General features: G+C 64.8%; 14 protein-coding genes. 9 read left to right on the forward strand and 5 right to left on the reverse strand.

Annotated features, from left to right (window positions below; genetic code table 11):
• From ACROUL_RS07980 to ACROUL_RS08005, 6 genes are read left to right on the forward strand one after another with little or no spacing between them, the layout of a single operon-like run.
• On the forward strand, positions 1-1,107 hold the full coding sequence (locus ACROUL_RS07980; RefSeq protein ID WP_431298982.1) for an alginate O-acetyltransferase AlgX-related protein: 1,107 nt from the start codon (positions 1-3) through the stop codon (positions 1,105-1,107).
• Positions 1,100-1,867 carry a hypothetical protein gene (locus ACROUL_RS07985; protein ID WP_431298983.1) on the forward strand — a complete coding sequence of 256 codons (768 nt, stop codon included), beginning with the start codon at positions 1,100-1,102 and terminating at the stop codon, positions 1,865-1,867. The genes ACROUL_RS07980 and ACROUL_RS07985 overlap by 8 nt, the downstream gene beginning before the upstream one ends.
• Positions 1,864-3,192 (forward strand): alginate O-acetyltransferase AlgX-related protein, encoded by a 1,329-nt coding sequence (locus ACROUL_RS07990; protein WP_431298984.1) that lies wholly within the window; start codon positions 1,864-1,866, stop codon positions 3,190-3,192. The genes ACROUL_RS07985 and ACROUL_RS07990 overlap by 4 nt, the downstream gene beginning before the upstream one ends.
• On the forward strand, positions 3,189-3,824 hold the full coding sequence (locus tag ACROUL_RS07995) for an alginate O-acetyltransferase AlgF (RefSeq protein WP_431298985.1): 636 nt from the start codon (positions 3,189-3,191) through the stop codon (positions 3,822-3,824). The genes ACROUL_RS07990 and ACROUL_RS07995 overlap by 4 nt, the downstream gene beginning before the upstream one ends.
• 47 nt (positions 3,825-3,871) lie before the next feature.
• Entirely contained in the window at positions 3,872-6,616 is a 2,745-nt protein-coding gene (locus tag ACROUL_RS08000; protein WP_431298986.1) for a tetratricopeptide repeat protein, read from the forward strand.
• Complete coding sequence (locus ACROUL_RS08005; RefSeq protein ID WP_431298987.1) at positions 6,616-7,647, forward strand: alginate lyase family protein; 1,032 nt, start codon at positions 6,616-6,618, stop codon at positions 7,645-7,647. The genes ACROUL_RS08000 and ACROUL_RS08005 overlap by 1 nt, the downstream gene beginning before the upstream one ends.
• Before the next feature lies 1 nt (position 7,648).
• Here ACROUL_RS08005 and ACROUL_RS08010 read toward each other — a convergent pair whose 3' ends face one another.
• Positions 7,649-8,632, reverse strand: a complete 984-nt coding sequence (locus tag ACROUL_RS08010) for a DMT family transporter (RefSeq protein ID WP_431298988.1) — start codon at positions 8,630-8,632, stop codon at positions 7,649-7,651.
• A 235-nt stretch (positions 8,633-8,867) separates the two neighbouring features.
• Here ACROUL_RS08010 and ACROUL_RS08015 point away from each other — a divergent pair, with 235 nt between their 5' ends.
• On the forward strand, positions 8,868-9,878 hold the full coding sequence (locus tag ACROUL_RS08015; protein WP_431298989.1) for an SMP-30/gluconolactonase/LRE family protein: 1,011 nt from the start codon (positions 8,868-8,870) through the stop codon (positions 9,876-9,878).
• A 99-nt stretch (positions 9,879-9,977) separates the two neighbouring features.
• The gene (locus tag ACROUL_RS08020) at positions 9,978-13,172 is read left to right on the forward strand and encodes an ATP-binding protein (protein ID WP_431298990.1); all 3,195 of its coding nucleotides are present in this window, start codon (positions 9,978-9,980) and stop codon (positions 13,170-13,172) included.
• A gap of 9 nt (positions 13,173-13,181) precedes the next feature.
• Here the strand turns inward: ACROUL_RS08020 and ACROUL_RS08025 are convergent, their stop codons facing one another.
• Genes ACROUL_RS08025 through ACROUL_RS08035 form a run of 3 tightly spaced genes read right to left on the reverse strand, consistent with a single transcriptional unit; the run spans position 13,182 to position 16,335 of the window.
• Entirely contained in the window at positions 13,182-14,579 is a 1,398-nt protein-coding gene (locus ACROUL_RS08025; RefSeq protein WP_431298991.1) for a Dyp-type peroxidase, read from the reverse strand.
• A complete protein-coding gene (locus ACROUL_RS08030; RefSeq protein ID WP_431298992.1) occupies positions 14,576-15,292 on the reverse strand; it encodes a hypothetical protein in 717 nt (238 codons plus the stop codon). Before ACROUL_RS08030 ends, ACROUL_RS08025 begins: the two co-directional genes overlap by 4 nt.
• On the reverse strand, positions 15,292-16,335 hold the full coding sequence (locus ACROUL_RS08035) for a catalase (protein WP_431298993.1): 1,044 nt from the start codon (positions 16,333-16,335) through the stop codon (positions 15,292-15,294). The genes ACROUL_RS08030 and ACROUL_RS08035 overlap by 1 nt, the downstream gene beginning before the upstream one ends.
• Positions 16,336-16,633: 298 nt before the next feature.
• Here ACROUL_RS08035 and ACROUL_RS08040 point away from each other — a divergent pair, with 298 nt between their 5' ends.
• Positions 16,634-17,149: a hypothetical protein gene (locus ACROUL_RS08040; protein ID WP_431298994.1), complete on the forward strand. Its 516-nt coding sequence runs from the start codon at positions 16,634-16,636 to the stop codon at positions 17,147-17,149.
• Here ACROUL_RS08040 and ACROUL_RS08045 read toward each other — a convergent pair.
• Positions 17,142-19,088 carry an acyltransferase family protein gene (locus tag ACROUL_RS08045; RefSeq protein WP_431298995.1) on the reverse strand — a complete coding sequence of 649 codons (1,947 nt, stop codon included), beginning with the start codon at positions 19,086-19,088 and terminating at the stop codon, positions 17,142-17,144. The genes ACROUL_RS08040 and ACROUL_RS08045 overlap by 8 nt on opposite strands.
• Position 19,089: the final 1 nt, after the last annotated feature.

The raw sequence follows: 19,089 nt of genomic DNA on the forward strand, positions 1-19,089 counted from the left end.
ATGTCGAATGTCCTCAAAACCGTCCGGCTTGCCGTTCCCGTGCTTTTTTTCGGCTATGGCGTCATCGCCAACGTCGGGATGCTGTCGAAGGGCGGGCCGGATATCGACCTGCCGGAAAGCGGGCTTTTGTCGGGTGGGCTGACGGCCGATTTCGACCGGGCCTACAAGAAGCAGCTGCCGCACATGGACCTCGCCCTTGGGGCTATCGGTGCGGCGCGTTTCACCCTGCTGGGCGAGGCGCGGCAGGGGGCGCTGGTCGGTGCGGACGGCTGGCTGTTCACCGCCGAAGAGGCCCGCGCGCTGCCCACGACGGGCGAGGTGGCGCGCATCGTTGCCACGGTGCAGGACGTGCAGAACGACCTTGCAGCGGTTGGCACGCGGCTGGTCGTGGTGCCGCTGCCTGCAAAGGTTGACATCTACCGCGACAAAAGCCCCGATCCGGCGCTGGGCGACGCCTTGGCCGGGCTTTACGCAGACTTCCGGACCAGCCTTTCGAAACGCGGCATCGCGGTCGTCGACGCGCGAAAACCGTTGCTGGAAGCCGACACCGAAACTTTCCTTGCCACCGACACACACTGGACACCTGAAGGCGCCGAACGGGTCGCCGAAGCGGTGGCTGCGGCAGGCATCATCGAACCCGGCGATCTGGCCTTTGACCGGACCGAGGCCAAGCCGGTGACGCTAAGCGGCGATCTGGTCAAGTTCGTCACCACCCCCGACAGGGCGGCTGCGGTTGGCCTTGCGCCCGAAACCGTCACCCTTACGGAACAGGCGCAAACCGGCGCGCAGGCCGACATCTTCGGCGCCGGCGGCCCCGACATCGTGCTGGTCGGCACCAGTTACAGCGCGAACCCGAACTGGGGCTTTGCCGATGCGCTGATGCGGACCTTGCGGCGCGACGTGGTCAGCATGGCCGAAAACGGCCTTGGGCCCCTGCGCCCGATGCAGGACTACCTTGCCAGTGACGCGGCGGCGGCCAACCCCGCCTCGGTTTTGATCTGGGAAATTCCGGTGCGCTATCTGACCGATCCGGCGATGTGGCCCGCCGACCCCGTGTCAGCGCCGACCGTTGCCGGGTTGTCCAGCGGGGAGAATTCCGATGGATAAGTCCGTTTCCCTTGCGCTGGCGCTGATCTGGCTTGGCGTTGCCGCGGCGGCAGCACCGATCCGCACCGGCTGGCAACCGGCATCGACCGACCTGCTGCTCCGCGCCGATTTCGTCTTTGATAACCGGGTGAAGCGCACAAATGACCTGCCGACCGCAGCCCTGCGCGCGGCGCGCCGCAAGATGGTTGGCGGCGGCTACATCGGCCCGTCCGAGTTGCGCGCGCTGGCCGATGCGGGCGATGGGCTGGCGGCCTATCGCTATGCCAAGATGCTGCAGGAATCGGGCAAGCCCGACCCGACCGGGGGTGCCGCGCATTACTACGGCATCGCCGCCTACACTGGCCGCAGCTTTGCCGTGCGACCGCTGGCGCGGCTTCTGCGCGAAGAAGGCGCGGGTTACAGCCCGTCGCGCCTGAAGAACGCGCTGAATGCCATGACGGTGCAGGCGCTTGGCGGCAATGCCGAGGCGGCGACGCTGCTGGGTCAGATGTATGCCGACGGCGTGCCCTTCGGCCGCGATCTGGCGCAGGCGCAGTATTTCCTGACGATGGCGTCTGGCGGCGGCAACCCAAAGGCCATGCTGCAGCTTGGCGTCGCGCTGATGAAAGACCCCGGCGATGCAGAGGCGGGGCATGTCGGCGCCCGGTCGGCGCTGACGCTGGCATCTGAAAGCGATGATCTGTCGGTGCGCGTCACCGCCGAGAACCTGTTGCGTCTGCTTGACGCCAAGCCCGACCCGGAAAGCGAGGCTACCCAATGAAACCAACTCTGTTCGCCGCCCCTTTGCTTGCTGCGGCCTGTCTTGCCGCACCCGCAATCGCAGACCCGTCGACGTTTCGCTGCAGCAAGCTTGATACCGCGTCGGCACTTCCCTCGATCGAGGGGAAGGACGGCGTGTTCTACCGCGTGCTTGCCGATCTGAGGATGCGCCACCCGATGGAAGACCCTGTGGTTGCCCAGATGGCCGCGTTGTCCGATGCGCTGGCTTCGGGGGGGACGACGCTGATCTACGTCACCGTGCCGACCAAAAGCCAGGCCATGCCGGATTACCTGCCGCCCGAGGCTGACGATTACGCCTTTGACCGCGACACCGCGAAGCTGGTCTATCAGGATATCGTCGGGCGCCTGTCGGCCAGCGGCGTGCTGGCACCCAACATCCTGTCGGCGTTGGCAGGAGCCTCGCCTGACAAACCGGCCTTCTTTCAGGCCGACTTTCACTGGACCTCCGAAGGCGCCCGGCTTGCCGCGGCGGCCATCGCCGAGACGATCAAGGCGCAGCCGTCTTATGCCGACCTGCCGAAATCGGAATATCGAACGGTCGAGCTGGAAAAGACCGCCGCCTTTTCGACCATGCGCCGCACCTTGCAGGCCTTCTGCGTCGACGAGTTGCCGCGCGTCGAGGCGGTGGCGCACCGGACCGAACTGGTTGCCAGCCCGGACGAAGACGTCGCCGACATCTTCGCCGGCGACGACGAGGCCGCGCAGATCGTGCTGGTCGGCACGTCGTTTTCGGACAGTCCCTTGGGCAACTTTGCGGGCTTTCTGTCGGAATACACCGGGCTTGACGTGGTCAACTACGCCGTGACCGGCGGCAACCAGTTCGGCGGCATGACATCGTACCTGACCTCGCGCGATTTTGCCGAAAACCGGCCGCGGTTCCTGATCTGGGAAAACCCGATCTACAACAACCTCGCGCAGTTTGGCCCCGATCCGATGGATGAACTGGTGGCGGCTGCGGGCCAGACCTGCACCACCAAGCTGCCCGTGACGGTCAGTGGCCCGAACAGCGTTTCCGCCGATCTGGCTGGGCTGAAGCTGGGTCCAAAGGACGTGATCTTCGCCGATCTCGGAACGGACGGCCCGCGCGAGGCGTTGTTCACCCTGAAATCTGCCACCGGGATCACCCGTAATGCCACCGTCCAGCGTAGCGACCGGATGCTTGCGTCCGGCCGCTTTTTCAAACCCTTGGCCAGCGTCTGGCACCCCGATCTGACAGAGCTGACCGTGACCTTCGACCGTCCGGTCAGCGAGGCCACGACGCTGACCCTCTGCACTTCCTCTTCGACGTTAAAGGACTACCGATGACCCGCACCCTCCGGTTTCTTGCCCCCCGCTTTGTTGCCTGCGCAATGGCTGTAGCCACGCCAGCCTTCGCCCAGGACGGCGCGCTTTACGAAGACCCCGGCGATCCGAACGCCTCGTTCGTGCGCATCATCGCGCCGGGCGAAACGGTGGCGGTCGTTGCCGAAACCACGTTCGACAGCATCGAGGGCGGGGTGTCGCCCTATGTGACGATCCCGGCTGGAAAAGTGTCGGCAGCGGTGGGCGATCTGACCGCCGAGGCCGACATTCCGCCGGCCTCGTTCTACACCTTCCTTGCGGCCAGCGACGGAACGCTGCAAGCCGTCAAGGACGAGATCACCAACAGCCCGGCGCAGGCCGATCTTGTGTTCTACAACCTGTCGGACCTGCAGTCGGTCGATCTGTTCGCGCCTTCGGTCGGTGCGGTGGCGCTGGATGACATCGCGCCGAACACCTCGAGGCAGGTCACCTTGCGCGCGCCGATGACGCTCGACTTCGAGGTGCGCGATGGCGACACCGTGCTTGCCACCCTGCCGGGCGTGCAGATGCGCAGGCGTGCGGGCGTGACTGTCGTGTTCAGCGGCAGCAACGGCACCTACAGCGCGTTCAGCACCGAAAACCTCTACGTCAACTGATGCCGGACCCGACGAACCCGACAGACGACCCCCGGAAAGGTGGACCAATGACTAAGCCCAGATCAGCAATCGGCCTCAGCGCGGCAGTCCTCCTCCTGTTTCCGGCAGTGCTGGGTGCGCAGACGCTGCCGCTGGATTTCGCGCCGCCGGAAATGGAGGTGACGCCAGTGTGCGCCGCCCGTCCGTCCGACGCCCAGATCATCGCGGAATGGAGCGCGTGGGACGGCAGGTCGCTGCCCGACAGGCCGGTAGAACTGATCAACCGTGACATCCGCCGTCTGGCCGAACTGGACCCCGCAAGATGGGACCCCACGATCCAGCGCGTGATCGACCTGATGCCTGGCGTGTCACCCAGTTTCAGTGCCGACCACGTGATCCTTGCGCGGATCGAACAGATGATCGCGCTGGGTCGGTTGCAGGACCTCAAGGCGTCGGGCCTTGTGCAGCAACTGCTGGACCGAGGCGAAGCCAATTCGCCCCGCATGTTGAACGCCTTGGCCGGTTTCCTGACCGAAGGCATCGGCATCGACCGCGACGCGGCCCGTGGGGCAGAGCTTCTGATGTCGGCGGGCTATGGCGGCAACGCCGATGCGCTTCTGACGCTGTCGAAACTGGCAGTGGCGGGGCAGGCGCCCGAAGGCTGGGACATCAGCCCCGATCTCGCGGTGACAATGGCGTTCGGCTCGCTGGTGGGCCAGATGGACCCGCTGATCTGCGACCGCATCGCCCGCATCGCCCGCGAATTTTCCAGCGGTGAGGTGGTGGCGGTTGATCATGATCTGGCTGTGCGCTGGTACCGCTTTGCCGCCGATCTGGGCGACCCCATCGCCGCGTGGCGGGTGGCAGAATACCACCTGCAATCCGAACTTGTGACCAAGGACAACGATGTCCTGCTGACCTACCTGACCAAGGCCGCCAACGGCAACCTACCTTACGCGCAAGTGGCGCTGGGCCGGGTTTACGAGGCGGGCGCGCTGGTGCCAATGGACCTTGAGCGTGCGCAGTCGCTGTACGAGGCCGCCGCCGCCGAAGGCGACCGCGCGGCATTGATCCGGCTGTCCGGTTTTCTGGAAGCCAGGGTTGCGGACCGCCCCGATCTGAAACCCGCCTTTCTTGACACGCTGGACCGGCTTCAGGCGCTGGATGTCGCGCCGCCTTGGGTGTTCGGCAAGCAGGCCTTGCATGTTCTGGAGGAAAAGGGGCGCTGGGCGGGGCAGGCCGAAGCCCGCGCGCTGTTGGAACGTGGCGCTGAGTTGGATGATCCCGCAGCGATCATCATGCTGGCGCAGATGAACCTTGGCGCCGCCGAAAGCGAAACCGAATTCTACGCCGCCGTCGACCAGATGATCCACGCCGTGACGAACCTGGGCGAGGTCGGGCCGACCACCGATCTGCAGGCCGCCTTCATGTGCAAGGCACCCAATGCGCCGCACCTGGAAGAATCCGCCTACTGGGCCGCGACCGAGGCCGCGATCGGCTCCACCTCGCTTGCCCTGACCGACATGGCGCTTGCCGAACTTTCGGACAACCCCGATCCGCTTGAAATGGCGGCGCTGCAGACGCAGGCCCTTTATGGGCGTGCGACGCCGCTGGCGGGCCTGCTTGCTGTGCTTGAACGCAGCGACGCGCCAGAATCCGAGCGCACCTTCTGGGCCGCCTATGCCGAGCGTTTCCCGAACGTCGATACCGCCCGCGCCTCGCTTGCGCTTGACCGGGCGCAGACCACGGCGGAACGCACCGCCGCGTTGGAGGTGTTTCGCAAGGCGGCGGCGGCAGGCGAAGACCGCGCCGGCCTGAAACTGGCCAAGGCGTTGTTGGAGGGCGCACCGGACGCCGCGGCGCAGGCCGAAGCGCTGGCGCTGCTGGTGCCCCTTGCCGAGGCGGGAGATGGCGAGGCGCTGGGGCTGCTGCCTTTGGCCGATCCGGTCAAATACCCTGATGCGCGGGCCGTTTACGCAGCTTTCGCCCGGGCCATCGACGCGCGCGGCGATTTCCCTGCCCTGATGCTGGCCATGCGGTTCCTGCCCGACGAGGCTGCGCAAAAGGCCTACCGCGCCCGCGCGATTTCCGCGATGAAATGCGACTTTCCCGAAACCGTCGCCTTCGCGTCCGCAATGGCCGCGACCGGGGATATCGACGAAGCGCGCCGCTGGCTGCGGATTGCGACCGAACTTGCCGCCGACGATCCGTGGCAGACGGTGGAACTGGCCGACGCCTACCGCACAACCTTGCCCAACGCCGAGTCCGAAAAGATCGCACTGGCGTTCTACCGCAAGGCCCATGCGCTGGGAAGCCGAACGGCGGTGCAGCGTCTGCTGCGCATCTACAGCGACAAGACCCGGCCCGATTATGATCAGGCCAAGATCGTGTCGCTTTACGTCGATCTGGTGGCGCGAAGCGATACCCGGCAGATCGCCGGGGTGCTGGACGAAATCTCGCGCAAGGAACCGAAACTGCGCGCCGCCGTTGAGGCCAGGCTTGATCTCGACCGGCTTTATGCCGAGGCGGCAAAGGCCGGCAACCCGGCGGCGATGCGCGAACATGCCAGCCGCCTGCGCGCCGCCGCCCAGACCCGCGACGAGATCGAAACCTCGACCGCGTGGCTGCTGCGTGCCTCGGAGGCGGGCGATGTGCCGGCGATGGTGATGCTGGCGCAATCCTATTCGTTGGGCGTGGGGGTGCCGATTTCGGTTGAAAACGCCCGCATCTGGCTGCGGCGGGCAGCCGAGGCTGGCGATCCGACCGCGATCGACATGGTGAAGATGTTCACCGCAGAGGGAGAAACCAACTGATGACCCAGCGATTGCCCTTAATGCTGGCGGCCTTGCTAATGGCCGCCACGACCGCCAGCGCCGAAACCGGCGATACCGACGCCTTTACTTGCGAGGCGGCACCCGCCCCGGTGGTCAGGCTTGATCACGGCAGCCGCTACGCCGCCGAAGACGACAGCCGGTCCGAATTTGACGAGGCGTCGAACGACGAGGTGAACAAGCAGCTGAAGCCCGTTGACGATTTCATCAATGATCTTGCCGTGGCCGCCAACACGGCCGTCTCCAGCCCCGATGAGCGAAGTCTTGCGTCGGATTGCGTTCTGGCCGGCCTGCAATCTTGGGCCGAGGCCGGGGCGCTGAGCGAGCTTGCCACCATGAATGCGCAGCTTTCGGTGCCGTCGCGGGTGGCCGGGCTGGCCTTTGCCTATGCGCAGGTGCGGCCGTTTCTCTCGGCCTCCGATGACACCGAGCAGGTCGAAGGTTGGCTGGCGGAGCGGGCCCGCGCCACGATGGCCTATTTCGATACCGACGCGCCAAAGAACGCCAGCCGCAACAACCTGCGCGCCTGGGCGGGGCTGGCGGTTGCGCGTGTCGGCCTGACGCTTGACGATCCGGCGATGATCGACTGGGCCGACGCCTCGGTCCGCCTTGTCGCCTGTCAGGCCGCGCCGGATGGCAGCCTGCCCCTGGAAATGGCCCGCCGCGACCTTGCCCTGCATTACCAGTTGCATGCAGTGACGCCGCTGGTGGTGACGGCCGCGTTGCTGCGCGACGCCAAGCCCGACCTGTTCGATGCCTGCGACGGCGCCATTCATCGCACGGTCGATTTCGTCGTCGCGGCCTTCGATGATCCAGGACTGGTCGAACGGATTGCCGGACACGAACAATCCTACTTCGACGGCAGCGAAAAGTTGCGCGCCTTTGAACTGGCTTGGGCCGAGGCCTACCTTTCGCTGTTTGATGACGAAGATCTGCGCGCCTTTGTCGAAGGCTACGGCGACCTTGGCAATTCCAAGCTGGGCGGCAAACAGTCTGTCCTATGGGGCATCTGACCTACGGGTACGCAGGCTTCGATGTGCCAACCGGCCAGCGGCGAGGTGCCGTTTGGCTGGCCATCCGGCTTTCCGACAGCACAAGGATCACCATCGCCGCCGCCATCATCAGGCAACCGGCAATTTCGTTGGGCGTCAGATGTTCGCCCAGCAAAAGCACCGCGAACAGGGCCGCAATCGCAGGTTCGATCATCGAGGCGGTCAGGCCGACCGCCGTTGACCGGCAGCGCGCGATTCCCGTGCAGTAGCAGATGTAGGCCAGCGCCGTCGGCACCACGGCCAGATAGACAACCACGCCCGATACCTGCCAACTGCCCGCCGCCTGCGTGATGACCGTCATCGGGTCGGTCACCAGAAACGGCACAGCCACGCAGAACAGCACGCCCGTCGCCGTAAGGCCCAGACCCGCGACCGTGATCGGCTTGATGATCTGCGCCATAGTGCGCGCCACATCCGTCATCCAGACAAAGGCAACCGAGGCCGTCAGCGCCAGCCCAAGCCCGGTGGCACTGCGCGTGTCGCCGCTGTCGGCCAATTGCCCGGCGGAACACAATCCCAACCCCAGCAAGGCCAGTATCAACGCCGCAGCCGAGGCGGGGCCGGTCCGCGTGCCGCGCATCTGTGCGCGCAGCGTCGCGATCAGCGGTGGCAGGCACACCGTCAGCGCAACGGTCAGCGTCACGCCCAGCGCCTCGAACGACCGGAAGAGGCAGATCTGGAACACCAGCCCCGCCAGCGCAAACTGAACCAGACGCTGCGGCCCGACCGACCTTGCGCCGGCAAGGACGCCAAGCCCTGTCAGCGCGCAAAAGCACAGGATCAGCGGCCCGGCGAACAGCGTGCGCACAAGGCCCAGCATCTCGGGCGGCAGGTTGTCGGCATCCGGCACCAACTTGACCGACACGCCGACCGTCGCCCACAGCCCCGCCGCCAGAATGATCAGCGCCGCGCCAAGCCTGCCGGTAACCGCCCCGTCGTGATGCATCTCGCTTGACCTTTCCCAAGGCAACCTTGCGCGGCGGCCTTCCTGAAGGATCGCTAGACCTTGCCGCAGCCGCCCGCTGTTCCGCACGGAACAGCAACAACCCTGCGCTGCAATCATAGTGGGCGCGCTGCCCCGGCTTCGGCGTTTGACCGGGCAGGGGGAAGCTGGATAGGGTAACGAAGCGGACAGTTCATCCCAGCCGCACCAACGCCCGCCACAGCCAAGGAGCAGACCCGTGATAACTGACCTGAAACCAGTCGCAACCGGCCTTGGGTTTATCGAAGCTCCGGTGGCCAGAACGGGTGGTTCGGCACTGTTTCTCGACATCCAGAAACAGGGGCTTTACAGCCTGGATGCGGATAACAAGGTCGCGTTGCTGGTGAATATTCCGGGCGGACCGAACGGCCTTGCCATCGGACCTGACGGTGCGGCCTATGTCTGCAACAACGGTCACATCTACGACTTCATCGGGTTTCCCGACCTGACCAAAGGTCCGCTGACGTCATTGAGCCCGTTCCCCAGCAAGCAATACATGGGTCATGGCATGATCCAGCGCGTTGATCTGAACACCCACGAAGTGACCACGCTTTACACCCATTGCGATGGCCAACCCCTGCTGACCCCCGACGATATCGTTTTCGACAGCAGCGCCAAAGGTTTCTGGTTCACCGACTCGGGCATCCAGTCACCCGACAGCATCCAGAAGGGCGGGCTTTACTACGCCCTGATCGACGGATCCTCGATCACCAAGGTTGCGACTATTGCCACCGCGAACGGCGTTGGCCTGTCTCCCAAAGAAGACATCCTCTATGTCTCGGACACGGTCTTTGGCAGGCTTTACGCCTTTGATCTGGATGGCCCCGGAAAGGTGCAGCCACCGCCGGACATCAAGACGATGGAGGATCTGGGCAAGCTGAAGCCCGGCATGTTGCCGCATGTTCCGGGCCGGGTCGTGCTGACGCTGCCCGGCCTGCAATGGGTCGACAGCCTGAAGGTGGATGCGTCAGGCCGGGTCTGCATCGGAACCCTGGTCAACAGCGGAATCACCATCTTCACCCCTGAGGGTGTAGCTGGTGACCCGGTTCCGGGAACCACCGAATTCGTAGCCATCCCGGACTTGATGACAACGAACCTGTGCTTCGGTGGGCCTGACATGTGCGATGTCTGGATCACCGCCTCCTGCACCGGCACGATCTACAAGGGCAGATCGGACCGCCCCGGCCTGCGCCCGGCCTTCAGCGCCTGAAGGTGCGGTCGCGGCCAGCAGATAACTTGACCGTTCGGATAGGCTGAAAATCAGGCGATCACGATAGCGTTAAGAATTGGACTGTTGTATGCACCCATCATGATGAATGGGACGTCGGCGTTTTCTTCTGCCACGCAGTCGGGCGAAAGACGGCAACTGTCGGTGCTTTTCACCGACATGGTTGGCTACACATCCATCCTTGAACGTCTGGGCGAAGACAAGGCGTTGCCCTTCACGCGGCTGGTCTACGAGAAGCTGGCCGAGGCAATCCGCCTGCATGGCGGCGCGGTCCGCAGCTTTGCCGGCGACAGCGTGATGGCCGTGTTCGGCTTCTCCGAACGGCAGGAAGATGCGGCTCTGCGGGCGTGCCGCGCGGCGCTGACAATCGACGAGCTGTTCAAGGCCGAAGCGGCCCGCTTCGATGCCGAATTCGGCGTGCGCCCGGTGATGCGCGTCGGCGTCAGTTCGGGGACTGCCGTGATCGCCAGCGTCGAAGGCGAGGCGTCGCAACAAACTGCTGTCGGCAACGTCGTCAATCTGGCGTCCCGGATTCAGGCGCTGGCCCCGCCGGGGGGCTGCCTTGTCTGCGATGCGACGCGGCGGCTGGTCGAATGGCTGGCCGACCTTGCTTTTGACGGCGAGCGCGAACTGAAAGGCGTCAGCCGCCCGCAAAAGCTGTGGCGGCTTTTGTCGGTGCGCGAAGGCGCCACCCGCTTTGACGCATCGCTTGCGCGCGGGCTTAGCCCGCTGGTCGGGCGGGATGCCGAGCTTGCCTCGCTTATCGACGCGCTGAACCGGTCACGGCAGGCGATGGCGGTCATTGACATCGTGGCCGAGCCCGGCCTTGGCAAGACCCGTCTGGTGTTCGAAACCCGCCACCGCGCAGAGGCCGATTCCGACCGCCCGCTGGTTCTGGCAGGGTCGTGCATCGCCGATGGTCAGCAAACCCCGTTCCTGCCGTTTCTTGAGGTTTTGCGCAGTTCCTTTGGCCTGCGCAGCGAGGACGAGCCCGAAACCATCGCCCGCAAGCTGGACACAGGGTTGCAGGGAACCGGGCTGTCGACGCCGGAAAACCATGGGCTTTTGTTGAACCTTTTGGGCCTGAAGCCCCCGGAAGGTACGCTTGACGGGCTTGACGGGGTGTTGATCGGCCTGCGCACCCGTGACCTTCTGCCAGCCTTGCTGCGCGCCATCTGCAAGACGCGGCGCGTGCTGTTGCTGATCGAGGATGCGCACTGGATCGATGGCGCGTCGGAAGACCTGCTGCGCAAGCTTATCGAAGGCGGCGACCAGCCGAACCTGATGGTGATCCACACCAGACGGCCCGAATACCGCCCGTCGTGGGAGGGTGATCCCGCAGTCATCACGCTGGCACTGAAGCCGCTGGGCGAAACCGATATCCGCAACCTGATGCAGACCCGGCTTGGTGTCGATACGCTACCCGATGCGCTGGTCCGTCAGGTGACCGAACGCGCCGGCGGCAACCCGCTGTTCGGCGAGGAAGTGTTGAGCTTCCTTTTGCAGAACGGCGCCCTGCACATCGACAAGGGCCAGGTTAAATTCGATGCGGCCCGCGGCGAAAGCGGTCTGCCCGCCAGCATGCGCAACCTGTTGTCGGCAAGGGTCGACCGGCTTGCCCGGCAGGACCGCTTGCTGTTGCAGGCCGCCGCCGCGATTGGCCGGCGCTTTGACCCCGGCCTTCTGGCCAGCGTTGCAGGCCAGCCGGACGAGACCGGCGCAGCACTTCACCGCCTGCAAGACAACGACATCATCTACCGCGAGGCGGATTCGTCGGACTATGCCTTCCGCCACGTGTTGTTGCGCGATTCCGTCTATCAAAGCCTGCTGTCCGACCGCCGGGCAGAGCTTCACCTCGCCATCGCCGAGGCGCTTGAAGCGCGCAACCACAACCGCTTGACCGAAACCGCCGAAGCACTGGCCTACCATTACGCCCAGACCAACCGCGCCGATCAGGCGTTCACCTATGCCGCGATGGCCGGCAGCAAAAGCCTTGGCATGTTCTCGCTTGGCGAAGCCGACCGCTACTTTGCTGCAGCCTTCGCGCTTTATGAACGCGACCCGTCCTGCGTAACGGAAACCCGGCTGGCGGCCTTCCTTGCCGACTACGCGCTTTGTTCGAACCTGTCGCTCAGGGCGAAAGCGATGGAAGAACTGGCCGCCAAGGTGCGCCCGTTCTTCCGGCGTCAGGGCGACAGCCTGCACCACGCGCTGTTCCTGCACCATCTGGTCGCCTGCCTGATCTGCGATGCGAAATATCTGGCGGCCATCGACGTGCGGCAGGAACTGTCGGACATGGCCGCCCGGCTTGGCGATCCGGTGTCGCGGGCCTATGCGATCGTCAGCGAAATCGCCCTGTCGTGCTATTGCAAGCCCTTCACCAACGCCGAATTCGACGCGCGCCGGGTCGAGGCGGAAAAGCTGCTGGCCGAAATCGACGATGCCTACCTGCAAAACTACTTCGGGGCGCATCTTGGCTGGGACAAGATCTGCCGGGGCCGGGTGCTGGAAGCGAACGAGGCTGCTGACCGGATGATGGAAGTCGGTCTGCGCCAGAACGACGCCAGGTCGTTGGGCTACGGCACCGCGATGAAGGCGCTGACCGCGCTTTGCACCGACGACTACGAGACCGCGCTGGCCATGTCAGAGCAGGCGCTGAAGGTCTCGCGGGTGGAATTTGAAACCGCCATCGCCGCCGCGTCCCGCCACGCCTCGCTTGTGCCTTTGGGCAAGCCGGGCGCGGCCGCCGAAGTTCGGCGCTTTCTGGACACCTGCGCCACAAACGGCTGGACGATGTTCGGCGGCGGCCCGGAAATCATGCTGGGCGTCGCACTTGCGATGGAGGGCCGCATCGGCGAGGGGCTGGCCCACATGGAGGCCGTCATCAAGCGGCGCGAAAGCGAAGGCGCACAGACCTCGGCCAACTGGAACCGGCTGTTCCTGTGCGAAGTCTATCTTGGCATCCTGTCAGGGCAGGGCGGCGCCTCGCCCGCCGTCTTGTTGCGCAACATCGGCGCGCTGACCAAGGTGATCCTGTTCGGACCGAAAAAGATCATGCAACTGGTCGAACAGGTCCGCGCCCACCCGCATTTCGATGCCGATGGTCATTACTATGCCCGCACCGAACTCATCCTTGGAATGCTGCACAAGGCCAAGAAGCAGAAGGCCAAGGCCATTGCCCATCTGACCGAGGCGCAGCGCCTTGTCGCGCCCGCAGGACGGTCGACGATGGCCACGCGCATCGACCTTGCGCTGAACGAGCTGACTGCCGCCTGAAGCCCTGCCTTACGGCTTCAGCCCTGCAAGGTAGCGGATCGCCGGCATGCTTGGCAGGAAGGCGTAAACCCCGCCCCGCGTCGAGACAAAGCGCGGAAAGCCCCTCAAGCGGATCGTGCCACCGTTACTGAGCGTCAGGTCGAACCAGCTGGTTTCAGGGGTATTAGCGCCGATCAGCGGGTCGTTCGCTCCGGTTATGTCGGGGTCTTGCAGGCCAAGGTTCAGCCAGTCGCACATCACCGCCTCGAACTGTGCGCCAAGGCTTGCGCCGATGAAATTGCCCAGAAGTCCGACCTCCGGCTCGCTGTCGCCCGCGTTGGTGATCGGTCCATAGGACATGCCCCGGCGCACCAGCCGCCGCGTGTAGTTGGCGATCCGCTGGACGATCGGGGCGCCCCTTGGGTTGGTTCGCCGCAGATGCGACCCCGCCGGGCAGCGCGATTGCCGGGTGTAGTCGAATTCGGTCAGCGACAGGCCTTCGGTGTCCGGCATCCCGTCGGGCGAACTGCCGTAAGGCACGCCGTTGCGCCACCGACCGCACATCTGGGCCGCCACAACCTCGCGCAACATCCCGTGCCGGTCCAGCGGCTCGATCCCGATGCCGAACTGGGCATCCATCGGCAACAAAAGCGCGCTGTCGGGATGGGCCATCAGCTCGGTCGCTGCCTTGTCGAGATAGTCTTCGAAGGCCGTGACATGCTGGCGCAGCACCCGGAAGGCATTGAACGTTCCGTGATGACCCAGCACCGTGGGCGAGGGGATGCGGAAATCCAGTCCTTCAAGCCGCGTCGGTTCGCCCAACAGCACCGTGCCGTAGGGGTCAACCGGCTCCACCTCACCTTTCACATGGGTGAACTTCGGCTGCGAGATGCTGTCGCGGTAGCCGAAATACACCTTGTCCTCTGGCAGCGCGTAACCATCACGCTGCCCCTTCACGTCAAAGGCGCGGCGGACCTGTGCGTCCACCTCGTCCAGCGCCACTGGATCGTTGGCATAGATCGACGCGATGACATGGATCAGGTCGGGCTGATCAAATGGCGCCGACCAGTTCTGCGGCGCGCTTTCGCCGAAATCGCCCAGCTTGGTCGCGCGCGCCGCCATTCCATCCCTGAACTCGGTCGGAAAGGTTGCAAGGTCGCGGTCTGCAACGCCCAAGGCCTTCAAGCCGGTAAAGGTCACGCCGATGTTGAAGCAAAAGCGCGGCTTCTTGCCCTCGGGCCATTTCGTGTGATGCGGCTGGTCCACCATGATCGCAGGGACATCGGCGTTGCCGCCGTTCGCCGCCACGCCTAGAAATTCCCGCGCCGCGGCAGGCTTGGTGACCTGCAGGAACATGTGCCGGACATGGTCCATCCGATAGCCCCGCAGGATGTTGCCCTGCAACTGGCTGTGTTCAATCTGTTTCACCAGCCCACTCCGAATTTCTGGCGCACCTGCGCGGCGGAATACCCGGGGTAGGCACGATAGCCCCCGCCAAGCGAGATGTTGGGGTTGCTGTGCAGCTGCAGGATCAATTCGCGCGGCAGCAGACGCAGATCGTGCGGCACGCTGCCGGGCGCGATACCTTTGGCCGCGTCCTGCAGGTGAAACAGATCGGTCGGGAAATCCGGCGCCTGAAACAGGTCGTGCCTGGCGACCCAATCAATGAATTCCTCGATGTGATCGGTCGTCGGCACCATCTTGTCGCCGCCCTCCACCTCTTTCATCACTGCGTCGAACACGCTGCCGATGGTGGCGATGAAATCCCGGATGTAGTTGCTGAAATCGCCGTCATAGACCGACAACATGCAGATGTTACCATCAAGCAGCAGGAACCGCGCCGTGTGCACCGTTCCCACATTGTCGAGCCCGGCAAAGATTTCGTCCACGTTCTGCGAGATCGCCAGCGCAGCCCGCGCCCTGCCGATGGGCGAGGGGTCTTTCAGCGGCATGATCAGGTTCATCATGCGCTGCACGCTTTCGCTTGGCTGCACCGATGGGCGCGGCCCGCCCGGCAGCCTCGGCTTGGGATCGCGCCAGATCCAGTAAGGCACCACCAGATGCCGCGACAGGAACTGGAACCAGCCCTGGCTTGGCAAGCTGTCGACGAATTTGTCCAGCCATCCCGCCTTGCGCTGCATCACGGCTCTCCGTGGAAAGGGCAGGGCGTGCCGCGCCGCCGACCGCTGGAAACCTCGTAGGCGCTTTTGCGCACCCACAGCACCTGATCCTCCGAGGGCGCGATGCCCTTGGTCAGCAGGTGGGGGTTGAAGCTCAGCTTCTCGGTCGTGGTGTCGTCGAGTATCGTTTCCACATAAAGCGTTCCCATCATGATCCGCATCCGGTGCGGTGGCCAGGCGCGGGTCGGGTCGTTGAAATCATCGCCCACCTCGCCGATCTGCATCATCAGGGAAAAGAGCGCGGGGCCCTTGCGAAGCCGCTGCGCCAATTCCTTTTGCAGATAGTCGTCGACCACGGGGTCTTTTTCGGGATCGGTGGTCAGCACGCCGCTGACCGGCTGCCAGCTGAACCGCACCCAGCGCTGCACGCCGTCCGCGCCCGTCGCCACAAAGCTGTGCACCGCGTGGTAGGCGGCCCGCAAATAGCTTGTCGGCGCGCCGATGGTGGCGGCCTGAAACACCCCGGCCCTTGCATAGTCGTGCTGGTGGGCAAAGGCGATCGCGCCCGCGTCGGGGCTGATCGTCTCGCCCGCGTAGGGGTCGGGGGCCGGCGGGGTCAGCCGCAGCATGTCGCGAAACTTCTGCCACGGGGTCTCCCGCTGGACGGGCTTTGGGCGCGCCTCAACGGCAAATTTCAGGAAGCTTTCTCCGTCCGGAGTGAAGAAAACCGGCAAGGTCATGCCGATCAGGTCGGTGGCCTTGTTGTCGCTCAGGTGGAAACGCGTGGCCATGCCGCGAACGTCCGACCAGCCGTCGCGCCGCACCCCTGATCCCGACCCGTTCGAGAACCGGATCGTGGTGTTGGTGCGAACCCGGAAATGTTCGGCATCGCAGAAATTTGCCGCGACGGGCGAGGGTTCGAAATGGCCCGATGCCCCGGTGCCAAAGGTGTGGACCGGGCGTTTGTCGCGGTCGCCGTCCTTGCGCTGCAACGCCGTGACAAGTTTTCTCGCAAGGTTGCGATGCTGTTCGCCCATTCCGTCCCCCACCGTCCAGCGCCGCATTCCGGGCTTTGTGCCACTGTTCGCTTCGCCTGTCACCCGAAACTGCATGGCCTTCATTGGAGGTCGGTTCGGCAACAATCAGCGGCCTTGCCGCGCGATCATTTCACCACACGCAGGGGTTGTGCCCCGACTTTCCCGCAGTCGCCTTTATCCGGCCACAGTCGCGTCAAAGTATCGACAATCCCGGCCAGCAATTATCCGCACGTTCGACCGCGGTTCGCTTGTTGTGGGTCAGATGCCCGACTAGTCCCTTCATCTGACTCCCCCCAATCCTGACCGCCCCCACAAGGGAATGCAGATGAAGACCCTGGCAGCGTTCATAGTCGTGTTGAAGATGATGGAATCCGGCGGCGACTATCAGTCGGTGAACAGCCTCAATTTCCTCGGCGCCTACCAGTTCGGCGAAGCTGCGCTGACCGATCTTGGCTTTGTGCGGTATGACGGCGATGCCTACGACAACGACTACGGCGGCGGCTGGACCGGAAAACACGGGATCAAATCCGCCAAGCAGTTCCTTGCCAGCGAACGCGCGCAGGACAAGGCAATGGAAGAATGGCTAGGAGTTATGTGGAGTTACATCGAACTTCACAAGGTCGACCGCTACGCCTGGAGCGAAGTCGGGGGTGAGCCGCTGACGCCGTCTGGCATGTTGGCCGCGGCCCACCTGCTGGGCGCTGAATCGCTGGCGGCCTACGTCAAGTCGGATGGTCGCAACGATTTGCGCGATCCCTACGGCACGCCGATCAGCACCTACATCCGCAAACTCAACGGTTACGAAGTGCCGTTCGGCCCGCGCAAGCTCGCCTCTAATTGATCTCGACTGTCTCGCCTGCGGCGGTCTGGCGAATCAAGCGGTCGAATCGGTAGGTGCGGCCCAGCCATTCCGACCCCTCGATCGACAGATGCCCCGGGTCCCGGTAGACGAACACGTCGCCATGCCGCGTCTGGCAGATTCCCGCCGGGCAGATCAGCGCGCTCAGATCGATCAGCGGAATCGTGCCTTGCAGGTTGCGCAGAAAGCGGATCGCCTTCTGGTTGATTTCGGGTGTCTTCGACAGCGGGAAATCGCAGGCGTTTTCGGGACCGTCGGCCAGCAGCGCGGCGGCCAGACACTGGCCGATGTCCTCGCCCGTGGCGGGGGTTGGCGACACCATCACCACCTCCTTGCCAAGCGCGCGGATGCGGTCAACCGTCTCCAGTAGCGCGACCCGGGCTGCCGCCTCGGCTTCGGCGATCGGCACCACGGTTCCGTCCGGGCGTCTGAGGTCGTTGGCAATGATCCGCAGGTTCGACGACAGCACCACGACCTGGATGCTGGGCGCACCGGCAAGCCAGGCAAACACCTCTTCGTTGAAGCGCAGGCAGCCCTTGTACCAGTCTGCCTCGTAATCCACCGGCGCGATCGACAGGCCAAGGACTGGCGCGCAGCTTGACTTCGTCATCTGTATCAACCCTCCCCAACCGCCCGAACCGAGGATCGCGGGGGCAAGGTGCATGGCGTAGCTGTCGCCCCACAGCAACGTCTCCGGCTTGTCCGAAGTGCGGCAGGTCGGATCAAGGGTGAAGGCCGTCTCGCAGACCTGGCCAAGCCCGTAGTTTGTCGCAAGCTTGGCTTCGATTGCCGCAGCCTCGCGCGACCCGCCGCCCGCGCCGGGTAACAGCGGCATCACGCCAAACAGCGTCAGGCACAGCGCGGCCGAGCCCAGAAACGGCACCAGCGCCCGGTTCGGGAACCGCGCCTTGGCCGACCGGTCGCGGAACGGTCGTTCCACGAACTGATAGGTCAGCGTGGCCAGCGCCAGCGTTGCAACCAGCATCATCAGCCCGCTGGAGAGCGTCACATCGCCCCCGCCGCGCAGCCGCCAGAACGCCAGAAGCGGCCAGTGCCAGAGATAGGCGCTGAAGCTGATCAGCCCGATCCGGCGCAGCGGGGATGAAGATGCCAATCGCGCCGCAACCGTGCCGCCGCCCGACCAGATGAACAGCGAAGCGCCCAGAACCGGCGCCAGTGCGGCCAGCCCGAAGACCGTCAGCGCATCGGGAAAGGCGTAGCTTGCCCCGATCAGCGCTAGCCCCGCCAACCCCGCCACCTCGGCTTGAAGCCGCGATGGCGCCCGCGCCACCACCGCGACCATCGCGCCGGCCATCAGCTCCCACGCCCGGCTTGGCAGCAGGTAGAACGCGGCAGCCGGGTCGCGCTGCAACTGCCAGACCGCCGTTCCAAGGCTGGCCAACCCGACGACGCCGATCACCACCGGCAAGGCGCCGCGCGCCCAACGCCAGGCGGCGAACAGCAGCAGCGGGAACAGCAGGTAGAACTGCTCCTCCACAGCCAGCGACCAGGTGTGCAAGAGCGGCTTCACCTCGGCCGAGGCCATGAAATAGCCGGTGGAGGAATAGTAATGCAGGTTCGACACGAACCCGAGCGCCGCCAGCACGGCGACCCCGAAATCGGCATGCTGGCCCGGCAGCATGAAGGCCGCCGCCGGCAGGACGCAGGCCGCGATCACCACGAACAGCGCCGGCAATATCCGCCGCGCCCGCCGTTCGTAAAACCGCAGCAGGCTGAACCGGCTCTGGCCAAGGTCGGACAGCAGGATGCCGGCGATCAGGTATCCCGAGATGACGAAGAACACGTCCACACCCAGATACCCGCCCGGAACCAGCCCGGACGACAGGTGGTAGAAGATCACCGGCAGCACTGCCAGAGCACGCAATCCGTCGATGTCTGGCCGATAACTTTCAGCCTGCATG

Origin of the sequence: Tabrizicola sp. BL-A-41-H6 (assembly GCF_050632395.1) — a bacterium.
Lineage (GTDB): Bacteria > Pseudomonadota > Alphaproteobacteria > Rhodobacterales > Rhodobacteraceae > JAUYQR01.

Bases quoted from the DNA above. Each gene is read 5' to 3' on its own strand.
- ACROUL_RS07980 (WP_431298982.1), top strand. From the start codon at position 1: ATGTCGAATGTCCTCAAAACCGTCCGGCTTGCCGTTCCCGTGCTTTTT.
- ACROUL_RS07985 (WP_431298983.1), top strand. From the start codon at position 1,100: ATGGATAAGTCCGTTTCCCTTGCGCTGGCGCTGATCTGGCTTGGCGTT.
- ACROUL_RS07990 (WP_431298984.1), top strand. From the start codon at position 1,864: ATGAAACCAACTCTGTTCGCCGCCCCTTTGCTTGCTGCGGCCTGTCTT.
- ACROUL_RS07995 (WP_431298985.1), top strand. From the start codon at position 3,189: ATGACCCGCACCCTCCGGTTTCTTGCCCCCCGCTTTGTTGCCTGCGCA.
- ACROUL_RS08000 (WP_431298986.1), top strand. From the start codon at position 3,872: ATGACTAAGCCCAGATCAGCAATCGGCCTCAGCGCGGCAGTCCTCCTC.
- ACROUL_RS08005 (WP_431298987.1), top strand. From the start codon at position 6,616: ATGACCCAGCGATTGCCCTTAATGCTGGCGGCCTTGCTAATGGCCGCC.
- ACROUL_RS08010 (WP_431298988.1), bottom strand. From the start codon at position 8,632: ATGCATCACGACGGGGCGGTTACCGGCAGGCTTGGCGCGGCGCTGATC.
- ACROUL_RS08020 (WP_431298990.1), top strand. From the start codon at position 9,978: ATGATGAATGGGACGTCGGCGTTTTCTTCTGCCACGCAGTCGGGCGAA.
- ACROUL_RS08030 (WP_431298992.1), bottom strand. From the start codon at position 15,292: ATGCAGCGCAAGGCGGGATGGCTGGACAAATTCGTCGACAGCTTGCCA.
- ACROUL_RS08035 (WP_431298993.1), bottom strand. From the start codon at position 16,335: ATGCGGCGCTGGACGGTGGGGGACGGAATGGGCGAACAGCATCGCAAC.
- ACROUL_RS08040 (WP_431298994.1), top strand. From the start codon at position 16,634: ATGAAGACCCTGGCAGCGTTCATAGTCGTGTTGAAGATGATGGAATCC.
- ACROUL_RS08045 (WP_431298995.1), bottom strand. From the start codon at position 19,088: ATGCAGGCTGAAAGTTATCGGCCAGACATCGACGGATTGCGTGCTCTG.